The organism is Shewanella marinintestina (assembly GCF_023283845.1).
Taxonomy (GTDB): domain Bacteria; phylum Pseudomonadota; class Gammaproteobacteria; order Enterobacterales; family Shewanellaceae; genus Shewanella; species Shewanella marinintestina.
In genome coordinates this window covers 118598-139554 of the sequence record NZ_JAKILC010000014.1, presented here as the reverse complement: position 1 = coordinate 139554, position 20957 = coordinate 118598, and the positions used below count along the sequence as shown (strand labels likewise).

Genomic DNA, 20957 nt, shown 5'->3' with positions numbered 1-20957 from the left:
GTATGTGAGCATTGCGATGCTGTCATCACAATCGTTAGTATCAGATCGGTGACGAATAAGTAGAGATGTTTTGTTTCAGGTAAAAAAATAGCCGGATAATAATCCGCGGCTATTAAAAAGTATGTGAGCATTGCGATGCTGTCATCACAATCGTTAGTATCAGATCGGTGACGAAGAAGTAGAGATGCTTTGTTCCAGGTAAAAAAATAGCCGGGATAATAATCCCGGCCACAAAGAGTGTGTGAGCAATGTCGTGCTGTAAGTAAAACTCATTGGCAAACAAAGATGATGAGAACTTTATTTGTTAATCCGAGTTCTGGAACGCGTGTTAACAATAATCATTCTCATTTAGGTTTGCAAGCTTTATCGTACAACTTTTTCACATTTTGCTTATTTTATTTACTTGGAGATTTGTCTCAGGCAACAAAGCTGCATGATTACACGTGCTTTTGCAGGTGTAGCTTATTCTGGCTGTGGTTTTGCGCATCGCTAACCATAGCGGTGATCTGGTATTGATTGCTAATAAGCATATTCAGCATGCTAGGGAAGCAGTTACGGGTTTTAACGTCAATGCGTTGGTAACCTTGCTCTTTAGCCCACTTCTCTTGGTATTCAAGTAAGCTTTTAGCTAAACCCAGACCACGGAAATCAGGTGTAATACCACCTAACCAGCTGTAAAACACCTGAGCATCAGTCTGATAGCCAAGTTTAAAGCCTGCTATTTCGCCTTCCACTTTAGCAACAAGCAGTAATGCTGGGCCTGCCAATAGGCGTTGGCTGATCTCTTGCTTAGCGTAACCTTGTTCAAACTCAGGAATCGCGGTGTAAACAGTTTGGATTAACTCAAGCACTTCTGGCGTAAACTCAGTTACGGCTTCAATTTCAATGGTGTACATTTTCAAACTCTCAATAACTTCGCCGGTTCACCCTATAGAGCAGCCAAACCATTGACTGAAAGGTGAACGAATTGGCGAAATTATAACAGGTCAGTCCAGTTGTTGTTAAGCGTTAAATAGCGGTTTCACGAGTGCTGTTATGTAAGATCTTATCTTGTAAGAACTTTAGCAGCAGGCCGTAAGCTGGCAAGAACAGACCTAAACTGACAATTAGTTTGAATCCGTAATCAACAGTAGCGATTTCAGGCCAGTGTGCAGCCATAAATTCATCTGTTGAGGCATAGAAAGCTAAGGCGAAGAATACGATAGTGTCGATAAGGTTCCCCACTATGGTCGACGCAGAAGGTGCAACCCACCATGACTTAGTTTCTCTAAGCTTAGCAAACACAAAAATATCCATTAGTTGGCCGACTAAGTAAGCGGCAAAGCTGGCGAATGCGATTCTGAATACAAAGCTATTGAATTCCAGTAGAGCGTCTGCACCTTGGAAGCTGCCTTGGTGAAAGATAGCGCCCATCAAGTAAGAGATCACTAATGCAGGCAGCATCGCAAGGAAGATAATCTTTCTAGCGGCTTGTTGGCCAAATATGCGCACTGTTAGGTCGGTTGCTAGGTACACAAATGGAAAGCTAAAGGCGCCCCAAGTGGTATGGAAACCGAAGATCTGAAACGGGAGTTGTACTAGGTAGTTGCTTGCGCAAATAATAACAATATGAAAGCTGGCTAAAAGCAGCAGTGCACGGCGAAGCTGTGCTGGCGATAACATCAACATCTTGTGGCCTTTTTAAATAAATCGGGCGGGGTTAGGGAACCCGCAATAGCGACTAGCGCTATAATTTTGCAATTTTGGTTAATAACAGGGTATTTATCCCCAAGCTTGGGGGCGGCAAATTATAGAGAAGATTTATATTTGAGCAAGTGGAAATCTCGACGGCTAGTAAACTTTTGCCGTCGATAATTATTAAGTTATTGATTTTATTTGGCTGAGGTGAAAACTAGAGTTCAGTTAAAATCGACAAGATAGTTCTGAGCTTATTTTCAAGTTCTGTCCATTCTTTATCAGCTTCAGAGCCTGCAACAATACCTGCACCGGCAAATAAGTTGATACGACCAGGTTCAATTAATGCACTGCGAATCGCGACAGCAAACTCACTTTCATGCTTATTAAAATAACCGCAGGCACCAGCATACCAGCCTCTTACATAGCCTTCTTGTTGGCGAATAAAGTTCATTGCTGAATCTTTAGGTAGCCCGCCTACTGCAGGAGTTGGGTGCAACGCTTGGATCAGCTGAAAGTCACTCACACCCGCTTTAAGCTCGGCTCGAATAGAGCGATGTAGATGCTGAATATGGCTCAGCTTAAATACGGTTGGGGTTTCTTCTGCGCCAACATAATTGCTTAATGGGTTAAGTACATTAACGATATGCTGTCGAACAAGTTGATTTTCATGGCTATTTTTGGTGTCGTCGAGCAAAGCTTGCGCCAATTCTTTATCTTCTTCTTGGTTTAGTCCGCGAATTGTTGTGCCCGCAAGTGCTTCAGTGAATAGCTCACGTTGGCGACGACGATATAAACGCTCTGGCGTACAAGAGATAAAAGCGCTACCAGGTTTAAACTGGAAGCCAAATTGAAAACTATTGGGGTTACGTCCCTGCCAGCAGGCAAGTAACATCCATGGATCTACCTCTTCATTAATTTCTAACTGAGTTAAGCGAGACAAAACCACTTTTGGGGTGTCTTCAATAAATCTTGGATGGGTGACACGATTGACCAGCTCATTCCAGCGATGACGGTCAGGTCTATCGCTGCGGCCCATTAGTGCGACCTTGTTAGGTGGTGCTAGTGGCTTAGGCGCGTCCAATGCCTGCAATGATAGCAGTGCACTTTCTATTTCTTGGTTAAACTCATTTTCGTAAAAATTTAGATTAACCAGTAATTTAAATTCATTACCGCTACGGCGTAATTCAACGCGAGGTAATACAAAGTGTGCCTTACCAAACTCTTGCCAGCTTTCATTGCGGCGATCAAACGCCACGCCACCGTAATAACGGATATCTTGATTACTGGTGAGTGAACGTTGCTTTTGATACTCAAGCGATAGCGCAATGTCATCAACGTCATCGCCAAAGAAAAAGTCCTTACAGCAGCCAATTGCTGCCACTTCTTCTTCGGTATCGCGGCCTTTCCAATATACGCGCGGATAGGTCGTTTGCGCTGCGAGCCAAGCAATTACTGGGATCGGTGAAACGACCACTGACAGCTGTACTATTGGGTCGCTGTTTGGCTGAAGCGTAAAGGATTTTAATTTGTCGGTTAAGGACTTAATAGCTTGAGGCAGCAAAGGGATGGTCAATAAGTACTCCAAACAAATATCATTAGGGCTTGCTTAGAGGAGCTGCCTCTAATCGGGATACACCCATCGCACATTGGTAATAAGAATCTTTACCACAAAGTAATAGTCTGTGATTAGAGTGTCAAGTTGATCGCTCTGCCTATGTGAACTCTCACTGACTATTTAATCGACATGCTTTTGATTTAACCAAATCAATTTCAATTACTCACCATCTCAAAACTTTATCCGCTATCAAGCTGAGTCAAATATGTGAGATTAATTGGCCCTTTTGTCCTTTGAGGATATTAGGTGGGTCATTTTGTCGCGTAGTGGGTTGCTGTTCTTTTCCCATTGTTCAAATTAGTCGATCTAAGTTTGTTTTATTGTTTTATCTACTTGAGTGTTGACGACGGCTTTTTGAAAATAGCCTTAATAATGTCGTTAGGATGATGAGATTCAATGAAAAAACAACAAAAAGTGCTGAAAGTATCCACATTAGCGCTAGCAATGAGCTTGGCTTACCAAGTGCAGGCTGATGAGATAGAACGTGATCCAATTCTTGATGTAACAGAGGTGATTGTTGTGCACGGTGAGCGTGCGTCTGTTACTGAAGCTGCAACCACTCACTGGAGCTTAGACGAAGAAGAGATCAAAGCGTCAGGTGCTCAGAGCTTAGATCAAGTACTAAAGAGCGTACCAGGTATTTACGTGAGAACTGGTGGCCAAGGCACACCTCGCGTGGATATTCGTGGTTTTAAAGCTCGTCACGTTATTTACCTCATTAATGGTGTTCCTGCTAACGATGCAGAGGATGGCCAATTTGACCCTAGCCTAATTCCTACCGCACAAATTGCTTCTATTGAGGTATCAGTCGGACCTTCATCTGTGCTTTATGGTCCAGGTGGTGCAGGCGGTGTAATCAATATTATTACCAAGCAAGGCGACAATGCGCCGGCTATTTCTGGTCGTTTAGAAGCTGCTGAAGATAACACCTTTAATGGTGATATCAGCGGCGCGGCAAGTGGCGATAACTGGCAAGGCCTAATGAACTATTCACGTCAACAGACAGACGGTTGGCCGATGTCTAGCGACTACAAAGATACCGAGTATCAGCAAGGCGATATGCGTGAAAACGCTGACAAGACCCTGAATAACTTCTATGCGCAGGGTAGCTACTTGATAAATGACAATACTCAGCTAATGGCGAATATGAGTATTCGTGACGGTGAGTGGGGCAAGCCAAGCCGTGATGGTCGTGGTACTGGTACGGTTAAGTTTGAGCGTGTTGATGACTATAACTCTAAAACGTTCCAGCTAGGTGTTGCTCATAAATTTAATGATATGTTCACGCTACGTGGTTTCGGTTATCACAACCAAAGTGACGTATTAGAAACTCAATACAAAGATAAAACGTACCAAGCGATTAAAGCGCAGCAAGATGGCCGCTCTACAGTACAAGGCGGTAACCTACAGTTTATCTCTAACTTTGATGACGCAGGCATATTGACCACAGCGCTAATCGCTGAAAAGCAAAGCTGGGAATCGCATACAGTAACGACCAATGATGCTGCTGTTTTAAGTGGTGGCGGTAACGGCGGTGGTTCAGGTGGCGGTAATGGCGGTGGTTCAGGTGGCGGCAACGGCGGTGGTTCAGGTGGCGGTAACGGCGGTGGTTCAGGTGGCGGCAACGGCGGTGAGTCAGGCGGCGGTAGCGGTGGTGGTTCAGGCGGCGGTAGCGGCGGTAGCGGCGGTGGTTCAGGCGGCGGTAGCGGCGGTGGTTCAGGTGGCGGTAGCGGCGGTGGTTCAGGTGGCGGCAACGGCGGCGGTTCTGGCGGCAACTTTGATGATTCATCTTGGTTATATACCGCAGCTCTGGAATACCAGTACCAAGGTAATAACTATGGCGTGACGCTAGGTGGTGCCTTCCATGATCAAGACCGTGTCAATGAGTCTGAGAATGACTATTCAGCACAATTATCTGGTTACTGGCAAGTATTAGAAGATACGCGAATCAACATGGGGATGGCTCGTAAAGTCCGCTTCCCATCGATGCGTAACCTTTACGCACAATCTTCAGGTAATGCAGAGTTACAAGCCGAGACTTCTGAGCACTATGAACTAGGTCTATTGCAGCAACTTGGTTATTCAACTGAGCTAAATATTGCTGGTTATTACACTGATGCTGAAGATTATATTGCTAAAGATCTTGATGGCGTTTACCAGAATATGGGGCGCTACGGTTTTAAAGGTGTTGATCTACAGCTAGAAAATAACAGCTTTGACGATCTATCTATGACTTTCTCTTATAGCTTCTTAGATACTGAAGATAAGAGTGCTGAAGAAGCGATGCAAACCTTGGAATACCGTCCGAAGCATCAGGTTCGCTTTCAAGCTGAATATACCTTGCCATTCAGCATGCGCGTTAACTTAAACGTAGAGCGCATTATGGATCAGGTGTATTACGCACAGCATAAAGTGGGTGGCAACAAAGTATTAGTTGAGCAGCAGTTAGATGACTACACCTTAGTTGATCTTAACCTTGTGCAGCCGTTTATGGATGACAAGCTAGAAGTGTATTTAAGAGCGACTAACCTACTCGATGAAAACTACGACCAAAGTGAGGCGTTGCCGCAAGCTGGTCGTCAGGTATTCATCGGTATTAACTGGCAAATCTAGGTCTTTCGGGGACTATTATGAAACTCATAGCATTAGAAGGGATTCACTTTGGCTATGGCTCGCACCAAGGCGAGATCTTGGACGATCTCAATTTGGTGGTTAATCGAGGAGAGTGCCACTGTATTAATGGGCCAACAGGTTCTGGTAAATCCAGCCTGTTGCACTTATTAGCTGGGGAGCTTTGTCGGCCCTATGAGGGGGAGGTTTATCGCCATCCCTCATTATTGGTCGGTTTAGTCATGCAAGATCCTAACGTGCAAGTATTACGTCAAAGCGTAGGAGCAGAAATTGCCTTCGCTTTGGAAAACCTCGGCATTGCTGCCGAGCTGATGGTTGAAAAAGTACAACAATCACTAAGACGAGTTGGACTGTACATTAGTTTAGATACCCCTGTGGAAGTACTCTCTTTGGGGCAAAAATATCGTTTAATGATGGCGGCGCAATTGGTGTTTAAACCATCGTTATTACTACTTGATGAACCTTGGGCACAGCTAGATGACAATGGTGTTTCTGAGCTACAAGCAGTGCTTAAAACCTTGTTACACGAGGGTGTGGCTGTGGTTATGGTTGAGCATAATCCTAGTGCATTTGCGTCCTTAGTCGACTATCTCTGGGATCTAGAAAACGGTAATTTAACCGCAACAAACTTAACTGTAGATGCTTTGGCTTTGACTCATTCAGAACCAAAGCACTCTTCTGTGAATATCCAGCATAAAGCTACCGCACAGTCTGCATGTCTGGTGAAGATAAAGGCCCATCAGTTTAGATTCTTAGAGCAAGAATGCCTATTTAATTGTCCGCAAACATTGTCGCTTTATAGCGGTGAGATAGTTGCTTTGGTTGGTGATAACGGTGCCGGTAAAAGTAGCTTGCTCAAAAGCCTTGCAGGTATTCAGGCAAACACTGCCACATTGCCGATTTCAGTTCTAGGTAAGCGGCCACAACTTGGTATTTATGGTGCTGATCTGGGCTTATTAATGCAACGGCCTAATCGGCAGCTGTTTGAGCAAAGTGTTTTGGCAGAACTAGAGTTCAGCTTGAAGCGCTTTAAATTACCTTTATGCCGTGCCGAGCAGATTTTACAAAGACTAGGCTTAACACATTTAGCCCAATGTTCACCGCATAAACTGTCATACGGTCAACAGCACATTATCGCACTGGCGTCTTTGGTGTGCCTGCAGCCCAAAGTGTTACTACTTGATGATCCATTTGCTGGACTTGATAAGCAGCATATTGAAAAAGTAGTGATGCTATTGGAGCAACTTAAAGCCAAAGGTAGCGCTATTTTGCTAACTAGTCACCGCTGCGCGTCCAGTTTAGCTGTTGATCGTTATTGGTTAATCGAGTCGGCAGTCTTACGTGATGGTGCCGGGCAGGTAGAACATTTCAATGTGGGCTAAACGCACAGCGACAGGGGCTAAAAAGCCCCTTGGGACCTTATTAACTGCAACACAGTATTGCGCTTTTGCTTTAGTGTTGAGCTTAGTTTTGTCTAGCTGCGCCTTTTTCTTACCCAATAGCGGTTTAGGTTGGTTGCTGTTGGTGGATGGCATTTTGGTTATCCATGGTTTGTACCTTAAAAATAAGATCACTGCACTGCTTAGAGTCGGTGTTATCCAGCTAGCGCTAACTTTACCACTATATTATTTGTTGCATGGTGAAGCGCAGTTACTCGACGGTGCGATTGTGGTGCTGCGGGTATTCTTAGCCATGCTTCCGGGCTGGTGGCTGTCGAGCACTCAAAGCCCTGAGCGTCTCGGCGAGGTATTGAGTTGGGGGTTACCGTCTAAATGGGCGTTTGTTATTGCTGCGTCTATTGGTCTGCTGCCTTACATGATGCAAGAGACAAAAGAGATCTACGCCATTCAATGCCTTCGCGGCGCAAGTATCACACCTAAAGCATTACGCAACCCTAAAAATTGGCCTGAACTTATCTACTGCGTAGTGCTTCCTGTGCTCATTCAATTATTAAAGCTGTCTAAACAGATGGCAAAAGCAGCCAAGTTACGACACTTCGGCAAAGTTAATCAACCAACCCATTGGCCTGCAACAAGAGAGGATGAATGAAGTCACCATTCGATTTACAAGATGCCCTATTTATCGGCTTCTGCGCCACATTATTAGTTGTACTGAAAAGTATGTTGCGACTCAAGCTTGGCTTAAGTGGCCACTCAATGTTTCTAATGACCTTCTTTTATCTTATCTGTTACGGCGCAGTGGGTCGTGTTGGCAGTATCACCGCATGTGGTTTATTGGCTGGTCTAGTCGCCATGATGCTGAGCGTCGGCAAAGGTGGGCCGATGATTTTACTTAAGTTTGGTTTGCCAGCTATGGCGATGGATCTTGCTTTACTATTTATGTCTGGTCTATTTAGCTTGCGTTGGCAGAGCATCATTTTGGCGTTAATTGGCTGTCTTGCATGGGCGAGTAAGGGTTGGATAGGTAACTTGCTTGCGGGTATGAGTGGCCAAGTTGCACTAGTGCAATTTGGTATCAATTTCTTACAAGGTGCAATGTTTGCAGTGGCTGCAGCGCTGCTGGTGCCTCCGGTATTACGGCGCCTCGATGCCCATGACTTGTTACACCGAAGCCTGACAGACGAAAAATAACGATTAAACGATAGCAAATAAATTATAAGGGTTTTAGATGAAAACGTGGCTTATCTGTATAGATGATACCGATGATATTGGCACTAAAGGCACAGGTGAAATCGCCGAGGAAATTGTCGCTAAGCTTATTTCTGCTGAATGTGGTGCAGTCCAATCTAAACGAGCAATCACCGAGTCTGTGACTAGGCATCAGCTATTTGTACATCCTGATATTCCTTATACCTCACATAACAGTGCTATGTGTTTTCAAATTGATAGCGCGTTGGGCTTGGAGCAGATCAAACAAATCTGTGTCGCCCATTTAAAGCAAGAGTCGGCAGCGGCTGCAGATCCGGGATTAGCCATTTTGGATTTAACTTCTGATTATAACCAGCCGCAGTTAATCGCTTTTGGTCAGCAATCTAAGGTTGAGGTTAAGACCAAAGAGCAAGCTTATAGCTTGGCTACTGAATTAGGGGTCGATCTGTCAGAGCATGGCGGCACAGGTCAAGGAATTATTGGCTCGTTAGCTGGGTTAGGTTTGCGCCTTAGTGGTCAAGATGGACGGGTAAAAGGTCAATTGCAGTTAGGACTGCATATCGATGAGTCTACGCAAGTGCAGATGAACGTGGCTGATGTGTTAGCAAATACTGGGTTACAGGCGGTAATTTCTGTTGATGGCGAACGTTTGGCAGATGATCAGGTTCTGACACTAAGAGGTAAGATTAAAGCCGTATATTGCCAATATCAGTTTGCATTGCTGGTTGCTCAAGAGGCGGGTCTTTGGGTTAATGCTAGTAAGCAACAGCTGAAGTCTTACTAAATAAAGGGAGGCTTAAAACGGTGGCAATGAAAGAGTCCTTAGATATACACAACACTAATACCGAGCAGTCGCCAGAAGAACCTATGCTTCAATGGTTTACACCTGCTGGCACCCAATGGCAGTTTAAGTTTGGTTGTACTGATTATGCCGCCGCGCGTGAGGCGGCGGCACAATGTTCGATATTTATGAGCGACGATGAAGATGAACACACTGATAATGTTTTTCGTTCTTGCTATAACTGCATGTATCGCCGATGGCAGCCAACGAGTTTTCAGTGCTACAAGCGGTATGCTGAGTCGTAAAATAGTTTAATTAATTGCTTAAAATGTAGCATTTTTACGGTATGGATACGTTGTATTAGCGAAGATTAATTAACATTATCTATAGAGATTTTATAGTTCACGGAATAGAATGGTCAGCTTCTCACAGAAAATAAAAACGGACTCAGTAAAACTGAGCCATAAGATAATAATACTGTGGGGTTAACGGCGAGAGATTATCGCCGTAATTAAGACCTAAATTTTACGGGGATCTAAGAGATAATGGCTGATTCATCTGAATCCGTTCGCTTATTAAAAATACCTGTGGCTGAGCTTAAAGTTGGGATGTTTGTTGAGGCTATCGATAAAAACACCAGCAAAGTAAACATTGCCAATGCCGGACAAATTCGCAGTACTGAAGCGATACTCAAGCTACATAAAAGCCAGATAACTCATGTGTGGGTGAACGGTGAACGTTCGTCACCAGATCTTGGCTTGGGTCGCAGCGTTATCGACGCTAAACCAGTAATTAAAAAAAGACCTGTCGATCGCGAAACAACACAAAAACAAGCTAAAGAATTAATGGTTGAGGCTAAAGATCTCATCCATAAAGTGCTGTCTGAAACTTTTGAGGGTAAAGCCGTTGAGGTTCAGCCCTTTGAAGCATTAGCCGACAACATGATCGAGTCGGTAATGCTCGATGCTGATGCACTAAAGTGTGTGTCGGCGCTGCGTTCTAAAGATGCTTACCTGCTTGAACACTCGATTAATGTCGCTTTTTTGTTGGTGACATTTGGCCGTTATCTTGATTTTGATACCGATATGCTAAGACAGTTGGCAATTGGTGGCATTTTGCACGACATCGGCAAGATCAAGGTCGATAGTCAGGTTTTAAATAAGCCTGGCAAACTAACCGCTGAAGAATATGAACATGTAAAGCTGCATCAAACATACGCGGTTGAGATCATGTCTCAAACTAAAGGCTTGTCGCAAATCAGTAAAGATATCAGCCTGATGCACCATGAAAAGCTTGATGGCAATGGTTACCCTAGAGGCTTGAAAGGTGATGAGATCCCAATTCATGGCCGTATGAGTTGTATTGTTGATATCTTTGATGCGTTAACGGCAACTCGTTGTTATAAAGAGGCGATGAGCCCAGCAGCCGCGTTTAAAATCTTAATTAGTTTGACGCCATTTCATCTAGACCAAAAGCTAGTGTATGAGTTTATACGCTGCGTTGGTGTTTACCCCGTTGGCTCATTAGTGCAGTTATCTGACGGCAGAGTCGGTATTGTTTGGGCTGCGAAAGGGCGCGACGCTTTGCACCCAAAAGTGAAATGTTTCTATTCAATTAAAAATAAATGCTACACCAAGGTTGAGATTGTCGACTTGCTGAGGTCGTCTTTTAATATTGAAAAGGGCATTTCACCACGCAGTTTAGATATCGATCCAACCCCGTTTTATTAGCATAGCTTCATTCTATTAAAAGCGCCTTCTTTGGCGCTTTTTTGTTGTTTACCGACAGGCTTAATATCCACCTTAGTAGCGGTATAAGATCCCACTAAGCGACAGAGTTTGAACTGTCTCTTATTTTGATGAACGATTTTATTTTTATAATACTAATCATTGAATTAATTACTAATTAGTCTGACTAAACCCTCATATTGATATTGATGGGGATAAAAATGCAACGTAGACAGTTTATAAAGGGCGCTTCGCTATTAATGGCCGGGGGTGTCATGACACCTATGCTTCAGGCGAAAACGGTTTCACATCCTTTAGTTACTGAAACGCCTTTTACCCAAGGTAAATACCGTATTCTGGCGTTAGTATTTGATGACTATGAAACCTTAGATCTTCATGGTCCGGTTGAGATGTTAGGCCATATGCCGAACACTGAGATAAAGCTAGTGGCGGCGAAGGAAATTGTTCGTAGCTATCAAGGCCCAAGAGTGCTAGCAGATTGCTTAACGAGCAACACTTATGACTGCGATCTGTTGCTTATTCCTGGTGGCTTAGGTACGCGTGATTTAGTGAGTGATATCAGCCTACGTCAATGGCTTAACTTGCAGACTGCTCGCAGCCAGAACGTGTTTACTGTATGTACCGGTACAGCTTTGCTGGCGATGACTTCAGTGCTTAATGATCGTAAAGCTACCACCAATAAAATGGCATACCAGTGGGTGACATCATTGAATGCAAAGCCTAATTGGCAACCAAACGCACGCTGGGTATTCGATGGTAAATTTTTAACCTCATCTGGGGTATCTGCTGGTACGGATGCAGCATTGTTTTGGGTCAAACATTTGCATGGTGAAAAAGAGGCTAAGCGCATTCAAACCTTAACCGAATATCAGTGGAATGATGACCCTAATAACGATCCTTACGCAGTCAGTTAACTTACATAGAAGCCACTGCTTTATAAGTAAATCATCTAGCCTTAGCTGATATTGCTATTTATTAGTAATAAAGGATCTTGGCGCGATCGAGTACTAACACCAATAATAGCTATTCATTCACCTGCCTTAGAGGGGAGATTACATTGAATAACTGGCTAATATTATTGTGTTGCACAGTGTTAATTGCAGCCTCTTTGCTAACTAGTGGGCTTACGCGCGCGTTAATCGATTTAGGCGCATTTAGTTGCTTACTTGGCTTATTATTTTGGCGAAACAATAACAAAAAACAGCGCTCATAGGCGCTGTTTTTATATAGGCATTATCGCTAAAAGAACGTGTTAATCGCTAATGGCTAGCAAGAATATACGCTAGCGAGCTACTGCCGATGGCTAACCACAGCAGCACTCCTAAAATCAGTGGTTTAGGCCCAGTCGATTTCATCTTCTTAATGGTGATCCCCGCACCAATCAAGAACAAGCACACTACCAATAAGCGCTTTGATACTTCAAACACCGCTTCATATACCACTTGCCCTTGGGGTAGCCAGTGGGCAATGGCAATGGCTAAGCAGTAGAAACCGATAAAGTAGGGGATAGCGATCTTGTTCTTATTGCCTTTAAACAGCATGGCACTGATTAACGCGATAGGGATAATCCACAGCGCGCGTGCAAGCTTAATGGTGGTTGCTGTTGTCAGTGCTTCGCTGCCGTAGGCTGAAGCCGCGCCGACAACTGATGAAGTGTCGTGAATCGCAATTGCGCTCCACACGCCAAAGTCATGCTGGCTAAGCGATAACGCATGACCGATAGCGGGAAATACAAATAATGCAATCGAGTTAAGAATAAATACTGTGGCTAAGGCAACAGCTGTTTGTTCGCTGTTAGCTCGAATGGCAGGTGAAACTGCCGCAATCGCACTGCCGCCGCAAATCGCGGTGCCTGAGGCAACCAAATGGCCGGTCTTTGCATCGAGCTTAAGTAGTTTGGTTAAGCCAAAGCCTAGAACAAGGGTTAATACAATCGAGCCTAGAATGAGGGGTAAGTTTTGTAGGCTGATACTGACGGCGGCATCTAATTGAATGCCAAAACCTAACCCAACGATAGAGTAGGCTAATAACTTCTTCGTCAGTGCGCCAAGGTGGATTTGATCCGGTGCCCAGCCAATGCTGGCAAGCGTAAACCCTAAAATGAGCGCAACTGGAGACGATACCATCGGCATTAGGCAAAGTAGGCCAACTAAGATAAATAGCGCTAAATGGATTTTGTTTGGGCTTTCGCTGGTCATGAATTTAATAATTAAAGGCTGCTAGTCAGCCTTTAATTATAGCTGCGCAACTGTGTTTAATAAATTAAATACGCTTTACGGTTAGGGTAATAAAAATTGAATGTTAAGAAGGTAATAGGATAAGGCGAAGCAAGGTCCTAGGCCCTACGAAAAGATAGATCCTAAGTACGAGGTTCTAGGTCCTAGGAAAAGCTAAGAAGGAAAAGTAAAGAAGTTCCGTGGGGCAGCTTTTGATGTGCTGTTATGCTTTTCCTAGCAGCCAACTTGTTGGCGTCCTCGCAGTGAGATGCGAACGCCCTATAACCTATCAGGACGACGTCCGTCCCTTCTTTTAAAAACAAAAAAGCCGCTAATTAGCGGCTTTTTAGAGGGTGAAGTCAGAGACTTATTTAGCAGTGCTGTGCATGCCTTCCCAAACGATTTGACGGTAACGGTCTGGGTTAGTGTCACCTTCAGTGCTGAACAGCATGATAACTGCATCTTGGTCTAGACCAAGTTGAATACGGTATTCGCTGTACTCTTCACGGCTAGCTAGCATGTAAAGTAGACCTAGCGTTAGAGCACCTGACTCACCGCTAACCACTTTGGTGTCGCCAGTTAGTGGGTTGCCCAGTACGCGCATACCTGTTGCAGTCACTTCGTCTTCAACTGATGCGAAGAAGCTGCTGCACTGCTTTAGGATTGGCCAAGTCACAGGGTTAGGCTCGCCACATGCAAGACCTGCCATGATAGAGTTTAGCTCGCCAGTAACAGCAACCATTTCGCCTTTAATGCCTGAGTTGTAGATACAATCAGCTTTTGCAGGCTCTGCAATAATAGTCTTGAAGTTAGCTGCGCCAACTTTGTCAGCGAAGTAGCCTAATAGGCCGCCAGCCATAGCACCAACACCCGCTTGTAGCATTAGGTGAGTTGGTTTAAGACCCATAGCTTCAACTTGCTCTTGCGCTTCAACAGCCATAGTCATATAGCCTTGCGAGATCCAAGTTGGGATCTTGTCGTAACCTTCCCAAGCGGTATCTTGTACTAGCATCCAACCGTTTTCAGTCGCGGTTTGGTTAGCAATACGTACGGTGTCATCGTAGTTACAGTCAGTAACGATACACTCAGCACCTAAGTTTTGAATACGAGTGACGCTTGCCTGAGATGAACCTTTTGGCATGTAAACAACAGCCTTTTGACCCATTTCACGTGCAGCCCAAGCTACACCAGTACCGTGGTTACCAGCAGTTGCAGTAGCGAAAACCAATGGCGCGCTTAGTTTAGCGGCAACGGTTTTCATATCAATTTCACTGATATCTACATTTAAGTGCTCAGCAAGTTGCTTACCTAATGCGTAAGAACCACCAAGTACTTTAAAAGCGTTTAGACCGAAACGGTAAGATTCGTCTTTAACCAGAATCGCTTTAACGCCTAGGCGCGCAGCTAGCTGCTCTAAAGAGACCAGCGGTGTTGGCTGGTAAGCTTCGATCTGCTGGTGGAATTGACGAGTTTTTTCAGCAACTTCAGCTGTGAAAAGGTCAGAAGTCTCGCCGTTAAAGAAATCATTTTGAGTCAGCTTTAGCATAGTAACCACTATATATTTTGAACTGGGGGAACTGCTGCCCATTTAACTCTTATGGGTAAATGGACAGTCAGATTGACCTAAATTAGCCGTTAATGGCCAAATTCAAGTTATTTGATGAAAGCGATCGCTTCAACTTCAACTAGTGCGTCTTTTGGTAGACGAGCAGCTTGTACACATGAACGAGCAGGAGCTGCTTCAGTACCGAATACTTCAGTGTAAACTTCGTTAAATACAGCGAAGTCTTCCATGTTAGCTAGGAAACAAGTTGTTTTAAGTACAGTGTCAGTACCTGCGCCAGCTTGCTCTAGAACGGCTTTAAGGTTCTTTAGAGATTGGTAAGCTTGCTCTTTAACACCACCTTCAACGAAAGCCATAGTCACTGGATCAAGCGGTAGCTGACCAGAGGTGAATACTAACTTGTCGAAAGCAAGAGCTTGAGAGTATGGACCAATTGCAGCTGGAGCATTTTCAGTATGGATTACAGTTTTCATAGCGTTGTTATCTCGATAATTAGGATTTAAATTCACGGATGTATTTGTACACCGCATGTTTGGTAATGCTTAAATGGTTAGCAACTATGTTAGTTGCTTCTTTTAATTCAAAGATGCCGTTATCAAACAACACCTTAGTAATAGCTTTATTGCGACCTTTCAGATTGACGCTGTCATCAGCCTCGACTTCTGCAATCGCGTGGTTTAGCGCTTGCTCAACCACATCTCCAGCCGATGCGCTGAAGTTTTCTGTCATATCAAAACTGTGATGCTGGGTTGTATCTGGCATCAAGGTTTTAATGATTTCAGGGAACGGGTACGACAAGTTCATGTTTACGCAAAACATGCCAATTGGTCGGCCTTTCTCGCCCTGTAATATGCAGGTGCTCGACTTCAACATCTCGCCACCTTTGTTATTACTAAAATAACTCTTAGGTGTTAACTCGCCCGTTTGTTCGTACTGGCGCAGCATCTTTAAGCCTAAGTCGGTGATCGGCGATCCCACTTTACGACCGGTATGGTGGCCGTTAACTATTTTTACGACTGACTGTTCAAAGCTTTCTAATGAATGGATCACGACTTCACAGTGAGGCCCTATTAGATCGGCCATGCTTTCAGCTAAATGGAAATAGCTTTGCAGTAACTCACGATCTCTAGGTGTAAATTCCGTTTTAAATGCCTGTTCTGCCGCTTTGATCATTTCAGATTACTTTTGTGAACTATAGATGCCGTTATTGTCAACTTTTTGGGTTAACAATTCAACCCTTGAATCAACTTTATGTAACTATGGGACGTTTTTTTGCGGTTTTAAGCAAGTTAAATTTAACTATGGTTTAAAATATTTGACTTTGGTCATGATTTTTCTGTTTAACAGCATATCCTGAGTTAACAGATTTTGACTATGAGATATGCATCACATTTTTAAATCCAGCAAACAGTATGATGCGCACCAAGTTAACGATAGTTGACTAAAACTGATTTCCGGTCACTTTAGTGACCTTTTGGCAAATAGGCCAGTTTGTGGGATGTGGAGATAAAAATGAAAAGCATATTACAGCGCGGATTTACAACAGCTGAATTTGAAATGCGTGCAACTAAAGCACAGCAGAAAATGCGTGAGCTAGAAGTAGACGCCATTATATTAACTACCGAGCCTAACGTACGTTACTTTTCAGGCTTCCACACTCAGTTCTGGCACAGCCCTACACGTCCATGGTTCCTAATCCTTCCTGCAGAAGGCAAGCCAATTGCTGTCATCCCTGAAATCGGCGCCAGCGGCATGGCGGGCACTTGGGTTGAAGATATTCACACTTGGGCTTCACCACGTCCAGAAGACGACGGTATCAGCATTGTAGCTAGCGTACTTAATAGCTTACCTTCACGCTTTGGCCGTGTAGGTGCAACCCTAGGTATTGAGTCTCACCTACGTATGCCAGTTGCTAACTACCTACAGTTAACGACTTTAGTAAGCAAAGAATTCGTTGACGTTTCACTAGCTGTTCATGAGCTTCGCCAAGTTAAGTCTGAAGCTGAAATTGAAAAAGTACGTGAAATCTGTCGCATCACTAACGTGGGCTTCGACAAGATCCCAGGTTACGCAAAAGCCGGTATGACTGAGCGTGAGATCTGTAAGCAGTTCGGTATCGACATGCTGATGGAAGGCGCTGATGAATGTCCATACATCATCGCAGGTTCAGGCCAAGACGGTTACGACAGCATCATCATGGGTCCAACAGACCGCGTAATCGAAGACGGCGACGTATTAATCATCGACACCGGTGCAGTACGTGACGGTTACTTCTCAGACTTCGACCGTAACTGGGCATTTGGCCACGCAAGTGAGCAAACTAAAGCCGCTTACCGCGCAACTTATGATGCAACTACAGCAGGTTTTGACGCTGCACGTCCAGGTAACACCACTTCAGACATTTACAACGCAATGTGGAAGGTACTAGAAGCAAACGGTGCACTAGGTAACGACGTAGGTCGTCTAGGTCACGGCTTAGGTATGGAGCTAACTGAGCGTCCATCTAACACTGCAACTGACAACACATTATTAGTACCAGGCATGGTGATGACACTAGAGCCAGGCATGGTTTACGCACCAGGTAAGTCTATGGTTCACGAAGAAAACATCGTGATCACCGAGAACGGTGCTGAGTGGTTAAGCAAGCGCGCTGAACCAGAATTATTGATTATCAAATAACTTAATATAGCCTTTGATTTCTCCGGAGGGAGCCGGAGAAATCATTACTAAAGAGAATCTCATTATGATGAGTTTTGAAGCCTTTACCTCGTTTGAACAGCCGCTTGAGCATAAGCAGGCGCCAAGAATTAACCGCGTACACATTGGTTTAGTGCAGTTAAGCACTGACCACAGTCTAGAAATGGACTGGGCTAAGTTACTCGGTACTCAAGCAGGCGTATTTAGCTCACGCGTGTATTACTCAAGCGAAATGACTCCTGAAGCACTTGATCAAATCGCTAGCGGTATCGTTGAAGCGTCTGACTTGATTGCCACAGGCTTACCTATGGATGTGATGGCATTTGGCTGCACATCAGCTTCAATCATTATCGGCGAAGAAAAAGTCGCTGACTTATTGACTCAAAACCGTGGCGACATCCCAGCGACTAACCCATGGACAGCAGCAAAAGCGTCATTCAAGCATTTGAACGCGAAAAAGATTGCTGTGTTTTCTCCTTACCCAACTAGCGTTAACTACCCACTGTACCAGCAGTTAACTGATGCAGATTTTGACGTAGTAACACTAGGTTCATTAGGTATCGAACGCGATACCGACATCACTTTAGTGGCTAAAGAATCTATGTTCGCAGCACTAGAGCAGATGCTAAAAGATTCTGACGCAGAATTAGTATTTATGTCATGCACTAACTTACGTGTACTTGATTATATCGAAGAGATCGAAGCCAAATTCGGCATTCCAGTTGTGTGCAGTAACTCTGCCATGTTCTGGCATGCAATGCACCTAACCGGCAACGTGGCTCAATGCCCAGGTTACGGCAAACTACTTAATAATCAAACAGCTTAAGCTGTTGACTACCGATACAAAATTGTTGGAAGAATAATAATGACTAATACACAAAAAGGTTGGATGGCTGCGATTTTCGTTGGTCTGTTATGGGGTATCCCGTGGATTGTGGGTACACCGATCCTTGAGGTGATGGATCCACAAGTACTTGTTTGGTTACGTTACACGGTTGCATTTATTACACTAGGTTTGATTTTCAACATTGGTCTTGCAACGGGCAAGATGACTAAAAAAGCCGATTTCAAGCTTAACTGGGAAAACCGTAAGGACATCTTCTGGGCTGCATGTTGCGGTATCATTGGTCAAGGTTCTTTCAGCTTCCTATCATTCCTATCTTTGGATTATATTACCGCCTCTGAAAACGGCGTGATTCAAGGTTTGATCCCAATCCTAATCTTAAGTGTTGGTTTCCTGCGTCACGGTGAGCGTTTCACTGTTATGCAAATCATGTGTGCACTAGGTGCTTTCCTAGGTGTGGCGATTCTAGTGATGGATCCACAGTCTGAAACGCAAGGTTTCAACATTGGTCACCTAATCTGTTTCGGCTCAGCAGCAAGCTTTGCAACCATGGCTTACGCTCGTGCCAAACTGGCTGACAAGTACGGTTCAGTTGCGACTATGTTCCACCAGTTTGTATTCGCTGCACTCGGTTTTGGTTTGTACCTGTTCGTTGTTGGCGCTGACTTTAGCTCTGCATTGAACGTATTCAGCTCGCCACTACGTATCCTATGTATCGTTATCTTAGGTGTGTGTATCTCAGGTATGAGCTACCTAGTTTACATCTACGGTATGGAGCGTGTAGGGGTTGACGGTACCGGTATGGCGCTAAACCTAATGCCACTATCTTCATTCATCCTAGCGGTATTTGCTCTAGGTGAGCAGGTAACACCAATGCGTTTGATTGCTATCGCAGTGGTTATTACTTCGATGATTGCCTTCATGAAGTTGGGTAACAAGAACAAGGCAAAAGCGGAAGAAGTTGAGTTGCCTATCGCACCTAAGCCATGTCGTAGCCAGTAACTGAGTAATCAGTTAGCAAATTAAATCAATTTTTATCACCGGTGACCTAGTCACCGGTTTGTTGTTATAAGAGAAAAGCATATGAATATCGAACAGAAAGTTATTGAGTGGCGTCATCACATTCACCAGCACCCTGAGTTTGGTACCCAAGAGCACGAGACTGCAGCATTTGTAGCAAGCAAACTAGAAGAGTTTGGCATTGAAGTGCACACTGGTATCGGCGGCACTGGCGTTGTAGGTATTTTAAAGTGTGGCGATAGCGACCGTTCAATTGGTCTACGTGCTGACATGGACGCCCTGCATATTCATGAAGAAAACACTTTCGATTACGCATCTGTAAACGAAGGCGCAATGCACGCTTGTGGTCACGACGGTCACACGGCAATGCTACTGGCTGCAGCGCATGAGCTAGCACAAACCAAGAATTTTGACGGTACTGTTTACTTCATCTTCCAACCAGATGAAGAGCGCGGAACAGGCGCTAAAGCGATGATCGCTGATGGCTTATTCACTCGTTGGAAAATCGACGGCGTGTACGCAATGCACAATCTACCGGGTATTGAAGCAGGTCACTTCGTGACTCGCCCACACTCAGTAATGGCAAGCGAAAGTAGCTTTGAAATCGAAGTGCTAGCAACCGGCGGCCACGCGGCCATGCCACACATGGGTACAGATCCTATCGTTGTTGGCGCGCAAATCGTCACTGCAATTCAAACTATCGTATCGCGTAACCTAAGCGCAATTGACGAAACTGCAGTTATTTCGGTAACAGAGTTCGCTACTAACGGTACAGTTAACGTTATCCCAACTAAAGTGACTATCACGGGTGATACTCGTAGCTTTACTGATATCGCGTTAAACAAGATTGAAAAAGCCATTGAACGTGTTGTCGCTGGTCAGTGTATGTCTGCAGGCGTTGACTACACTTACAAGTTTAACAACAGCTTCTTATCTACGATTAACACCCCAGCTGAAACGGCATATGCTGTTCGCGCCGCTGAGACAGTGGTTGGCGAAGATAAAGTTAACGGTAGCTGTCAGCCATTCACGATCAGTGAAGACTTCTCGTTCATGCTACGTGAAGCACCAGGTTGTTACATCCTAGTGGGTAACGGCGCTGGCTGTGGTTGTGGTAGCGTGGCGCTACACAAGCCAACTTACGACTTCAACGACAATATTTTGGTATCTGGTCTAAGATACTGGCAGACACTTGTAGAACAGTGTTTGGCTAAATAGTTCGTTATAAACTATTTGCTATAGTTAGCAGGGTTAAGATTAAGGCTATGAGCTTAGGTTTATAGCCTTTTTTGTTGCTTGGTTTTTGCGGCAAGCGCTCGCAAGGTGGGAGTTAGACTTCGTCTAACGTTTAAAGCAATCAAACTTCGTTTGATAATTCTATCAGGCTGCGCCTGACCAAAGTCGTGGGATTCCATCCCACACCCGGGCAAGGAGGACTGCTCGTCCTTATCAAGAACATCCTTGTTCAAAAGCCAGTTCTCCATCCATGGCTCTCGCTCAGAGAGTCCATGGTTATGGACTTCGCCCTTGCATCCACCATGACGCCCCTAACGAA

Annotated in this window: 19 protein-coding genes; 12 read left to right on the top strand and 7 right to left on the bottom strand. The window is 44.5% G+C overall.

Features of this window, described 5'->3' with window-relative positions; all coding sequences use genetic code 11:
• Window positions 1–437 precede the first annotated feature (437 nt).
• From L2747_RS15300 to L2747_RS15290, 3 genes are all read right to left on the bottom strand, one after another.
• On the bottom strand, window positions 438–896 hold the full coding sequence (locus tag L2747_RS15300) for a GNAT family N-acetyltransferase (protein WP_248999882.1): 459 nt from the start codon (window positions 894–896) through the stop codon (window positions 438–440).
• A 112-nt stretch (window positions 897–1008) separates the two neighbouring features.
• Complete coding sequence (locus L2747_RS15295) at window positions 1009–1668, bottom strand: 7-cyano-7-deazaguanine/7-aminomethyl-7-deazaguanine transporter (protein WP_248999881.1); 660 nt, start codon at window positions 1666–1668, stop codon at window positions 1009–1011.
• A gap of 223 nt (window positions 1669–1891) precedes the next feature.
• Window positions 1892–3244: an isochorismate synthase gene (locus tag L2747_RS15290; protein WP_371985632.1), complete on the bottom strand. Its 1353-nt coding sequence runs from the start codon at window positions 3242–3244 to the stop codon at window positions 1892–1894.
• Between the two features lie 444 nt (window positions 3245–3688).
• Here L2747_RS15290 and L2747_RS15285 point away from each other — a divergent pair, with 444 nt between their 5' ends.
• The 8 genes from L2747_RS15285 (at window position 3689) to L2747_RS15250 (ending at window position 11975) form a co-directional block, all read left to right on the top strand.
• Window positions 3689–5905, top strand: coding sequence for a TonB-dependent receptor plug domain-containing protein (locus L2747_RS15285; RefSeq protein WP_248999879.1), 2217 nt, complete (start codon window positions 3689–3691; stop codon window positions 5903–5905).
• A gap of 17 nt (window positions 5906–5922) precedes the next feature.
• The gene (locus L2747_RS15280) at window positions 5923–7305 is read left to right on the top strand and encodes an ATP-binding cassette domain-containing protein (RefSeq protein ID WP_248999878.1); all 1383 of its coding nucleotides are present in this window, start codon (window positions 5923–5925) and stop codon (window positions 7303–7305) included.
• Window positions 7295–7972 carry an energy-coupling factor transporter transmembrane component T gene (locus L2747_RS15275; RefSeq protein WP_248999877.1) on the top strand — a complete coding sequence of 226 codons (678 nt, stop codon included), beginning with the start codon at window positions 7295–7297 and terminating at the stop codon, window positions 7970–7972. Before L2747_RS15280 ends, L2747_RS15275 begins: the two co-directional genes overlap by 11 nt.
• Entirely contained in the window at window positions 7969–8514 is a 546-nt protein-coding gene (locus L2747_RS15270; RefSeq protein ID WP_248999876.1) for a core component of ECF transporter, read from the top strand. Before L2747_RS15275 ends, L2747_RS15270 begins: the two co-directional genes overlap by 4 nt.
• 37 nt (window positions 8515–8551) lie before the next feature.
• Entirely contained in the window at window positions 8552–9316 is a 765-nt protein-coding gene (locus L2747_RS15265) for a DNA-binding protein (RefSeq protein WP_248999875.1), read from the top strand.
• Between the two features lie 26 nt (window positions 9317–9342).
• On the top strand, window positions 9343–9618 hold the full coding sequence (locus tag L2747_RS15260; RefSeq protein ID WP_248999874.1) for a hypothetical protein: 276 nt from the start codon (window positions 9343–9345) through the stop codon (window positions 9616–9618).
• Between the two features lie 240 nt (window positions 9619–9858).
• A complete protein-coding gene (locus L2747_RS15255) occupies window positions 9859–11043 on the top strand; it encodes an HD-GYP domain-containing protein (protein ID WP_248999873.1) in 1185 nt (394 codons plus the stop codon).
• Window positions 11044–11261: 218 nt separating this feature from the next.
• Window positions 11262–11975, top strand: a complete 714-nt coding sequence (locus L2747_RS15250) for a DJ-1/PfpI family protein (protein ID WP_248999872.1) — start codon at window positions 11262–11264, stop codon at window positions 11973–11975.
• Window positions 11976–12320: 345 nt separating this feature from the next.
• Here L2747_RS15250 and L2747_RS15245 read toward each other — a convergent pair whose 3' ends face one another.
• From L2747_RS15245 to L2747_RS15230, 4 genes are all read right to left on the bottom strand, one after another.
• Window positions 12321–13259, bottom strand: a complete 939-nt coding sequence (locus tag L2747_RS15245; RefSeq protein WP_248999871.1) for a YeiH family protein — start codon at window positions 13257–13259, stop codon at window positions 12321–12323.
• 385 nt (window positions 13260–13644) lie between these two features.
• Window positions 13645–14823, bottom strand: a complete 1179-nt coding sequence (locus L2747_RS15240) for a diaminopropionate ammonia-lyase (RefSeq protein ID WP_248999870.1) — start codon at window positions 14821–14823, stop codon at window positions 13645–13647.
• Between the two features lie 107 nt (window positions 14824–14930).
• The gene (locus L2747_RS15235; RefSeq protein WP_012157267.1) at window positions 14931–15314 is read right to left on the bottom strand and encodes a RidA family protein; all 384 of its coding nucleotides are present in this window, start codon (window positions 15312–15314) and stop codon (window positions 14931–14933) included.
• Window positions 15315–15333: 19 nt separating this feature from the next.
• A complete protein-coding gene (locus L2747_RS15230) occupies window positions 15334–16014 on the bottom strand; it encodes a helix-turn-helix transcriptional regulator (RefSeq protein WP_248999869.1) in 681 nt (226 codons plus the stop codon).
• 339 nt (window positions 16015–16353) lie between these two features.
• Between L2747_RS15230 and L2747_RS15225 the strand changes: the two genes are divergently transcribed.
• From L2747_RS15225 to L2747_RS15210, 4 genes are all read left to right on the top strand, one after another.
• The gene (locus L2747_RS15225; protein WP_248999868.1) at window positions 16354–17520 is read left to right on the top strand and encodes a M24 family metallopeptidase; all 1167 of its coding nucleotides are present in this window, start codon (window positions 16354–16356) and stop codon (window positions 17518–17520) included.
• Between the two features lie 64 nt (window positions 17521–17584).
• The gene (locus L2747_RS15220; RefSeq protein ID WP_220782605.1) at window positions 17585–18364 is read left to right on the top strand and encodes a maleate cis-trans isomerase family protein; all 780 of its coding nucleotides are present in this window, start codon (window positions 17585–17587) and stop codon (window positions 18362–18364) included.
• A 39-nt stretch (window positions 18365–18403) separates the two neighbouring features.
• Window positions 18404–19384, top strand: a complete 981-nt coding sequence (locus L2747_RS15215; RefSeq protein ID WP_248999867.1) for a DMT family transporter — start codon at window positions 18404–18406, stop codon at window positions 19382–19384.
• An 81-nt stretch (window positions 19385–19465) separates the two neighbouring features.
• Window positions 19466–20620, top strand: a complete 1155-nt coding sequence (locus tag L2747_RS15210; protein ID WP_248999866.1) for a M20 aminoacylase family protein — start codon at window positions 19466–19468, stop codon at window positions 20618–20620.
• Window positions 20621–20957: the final 337 nt, after the last annotated feature.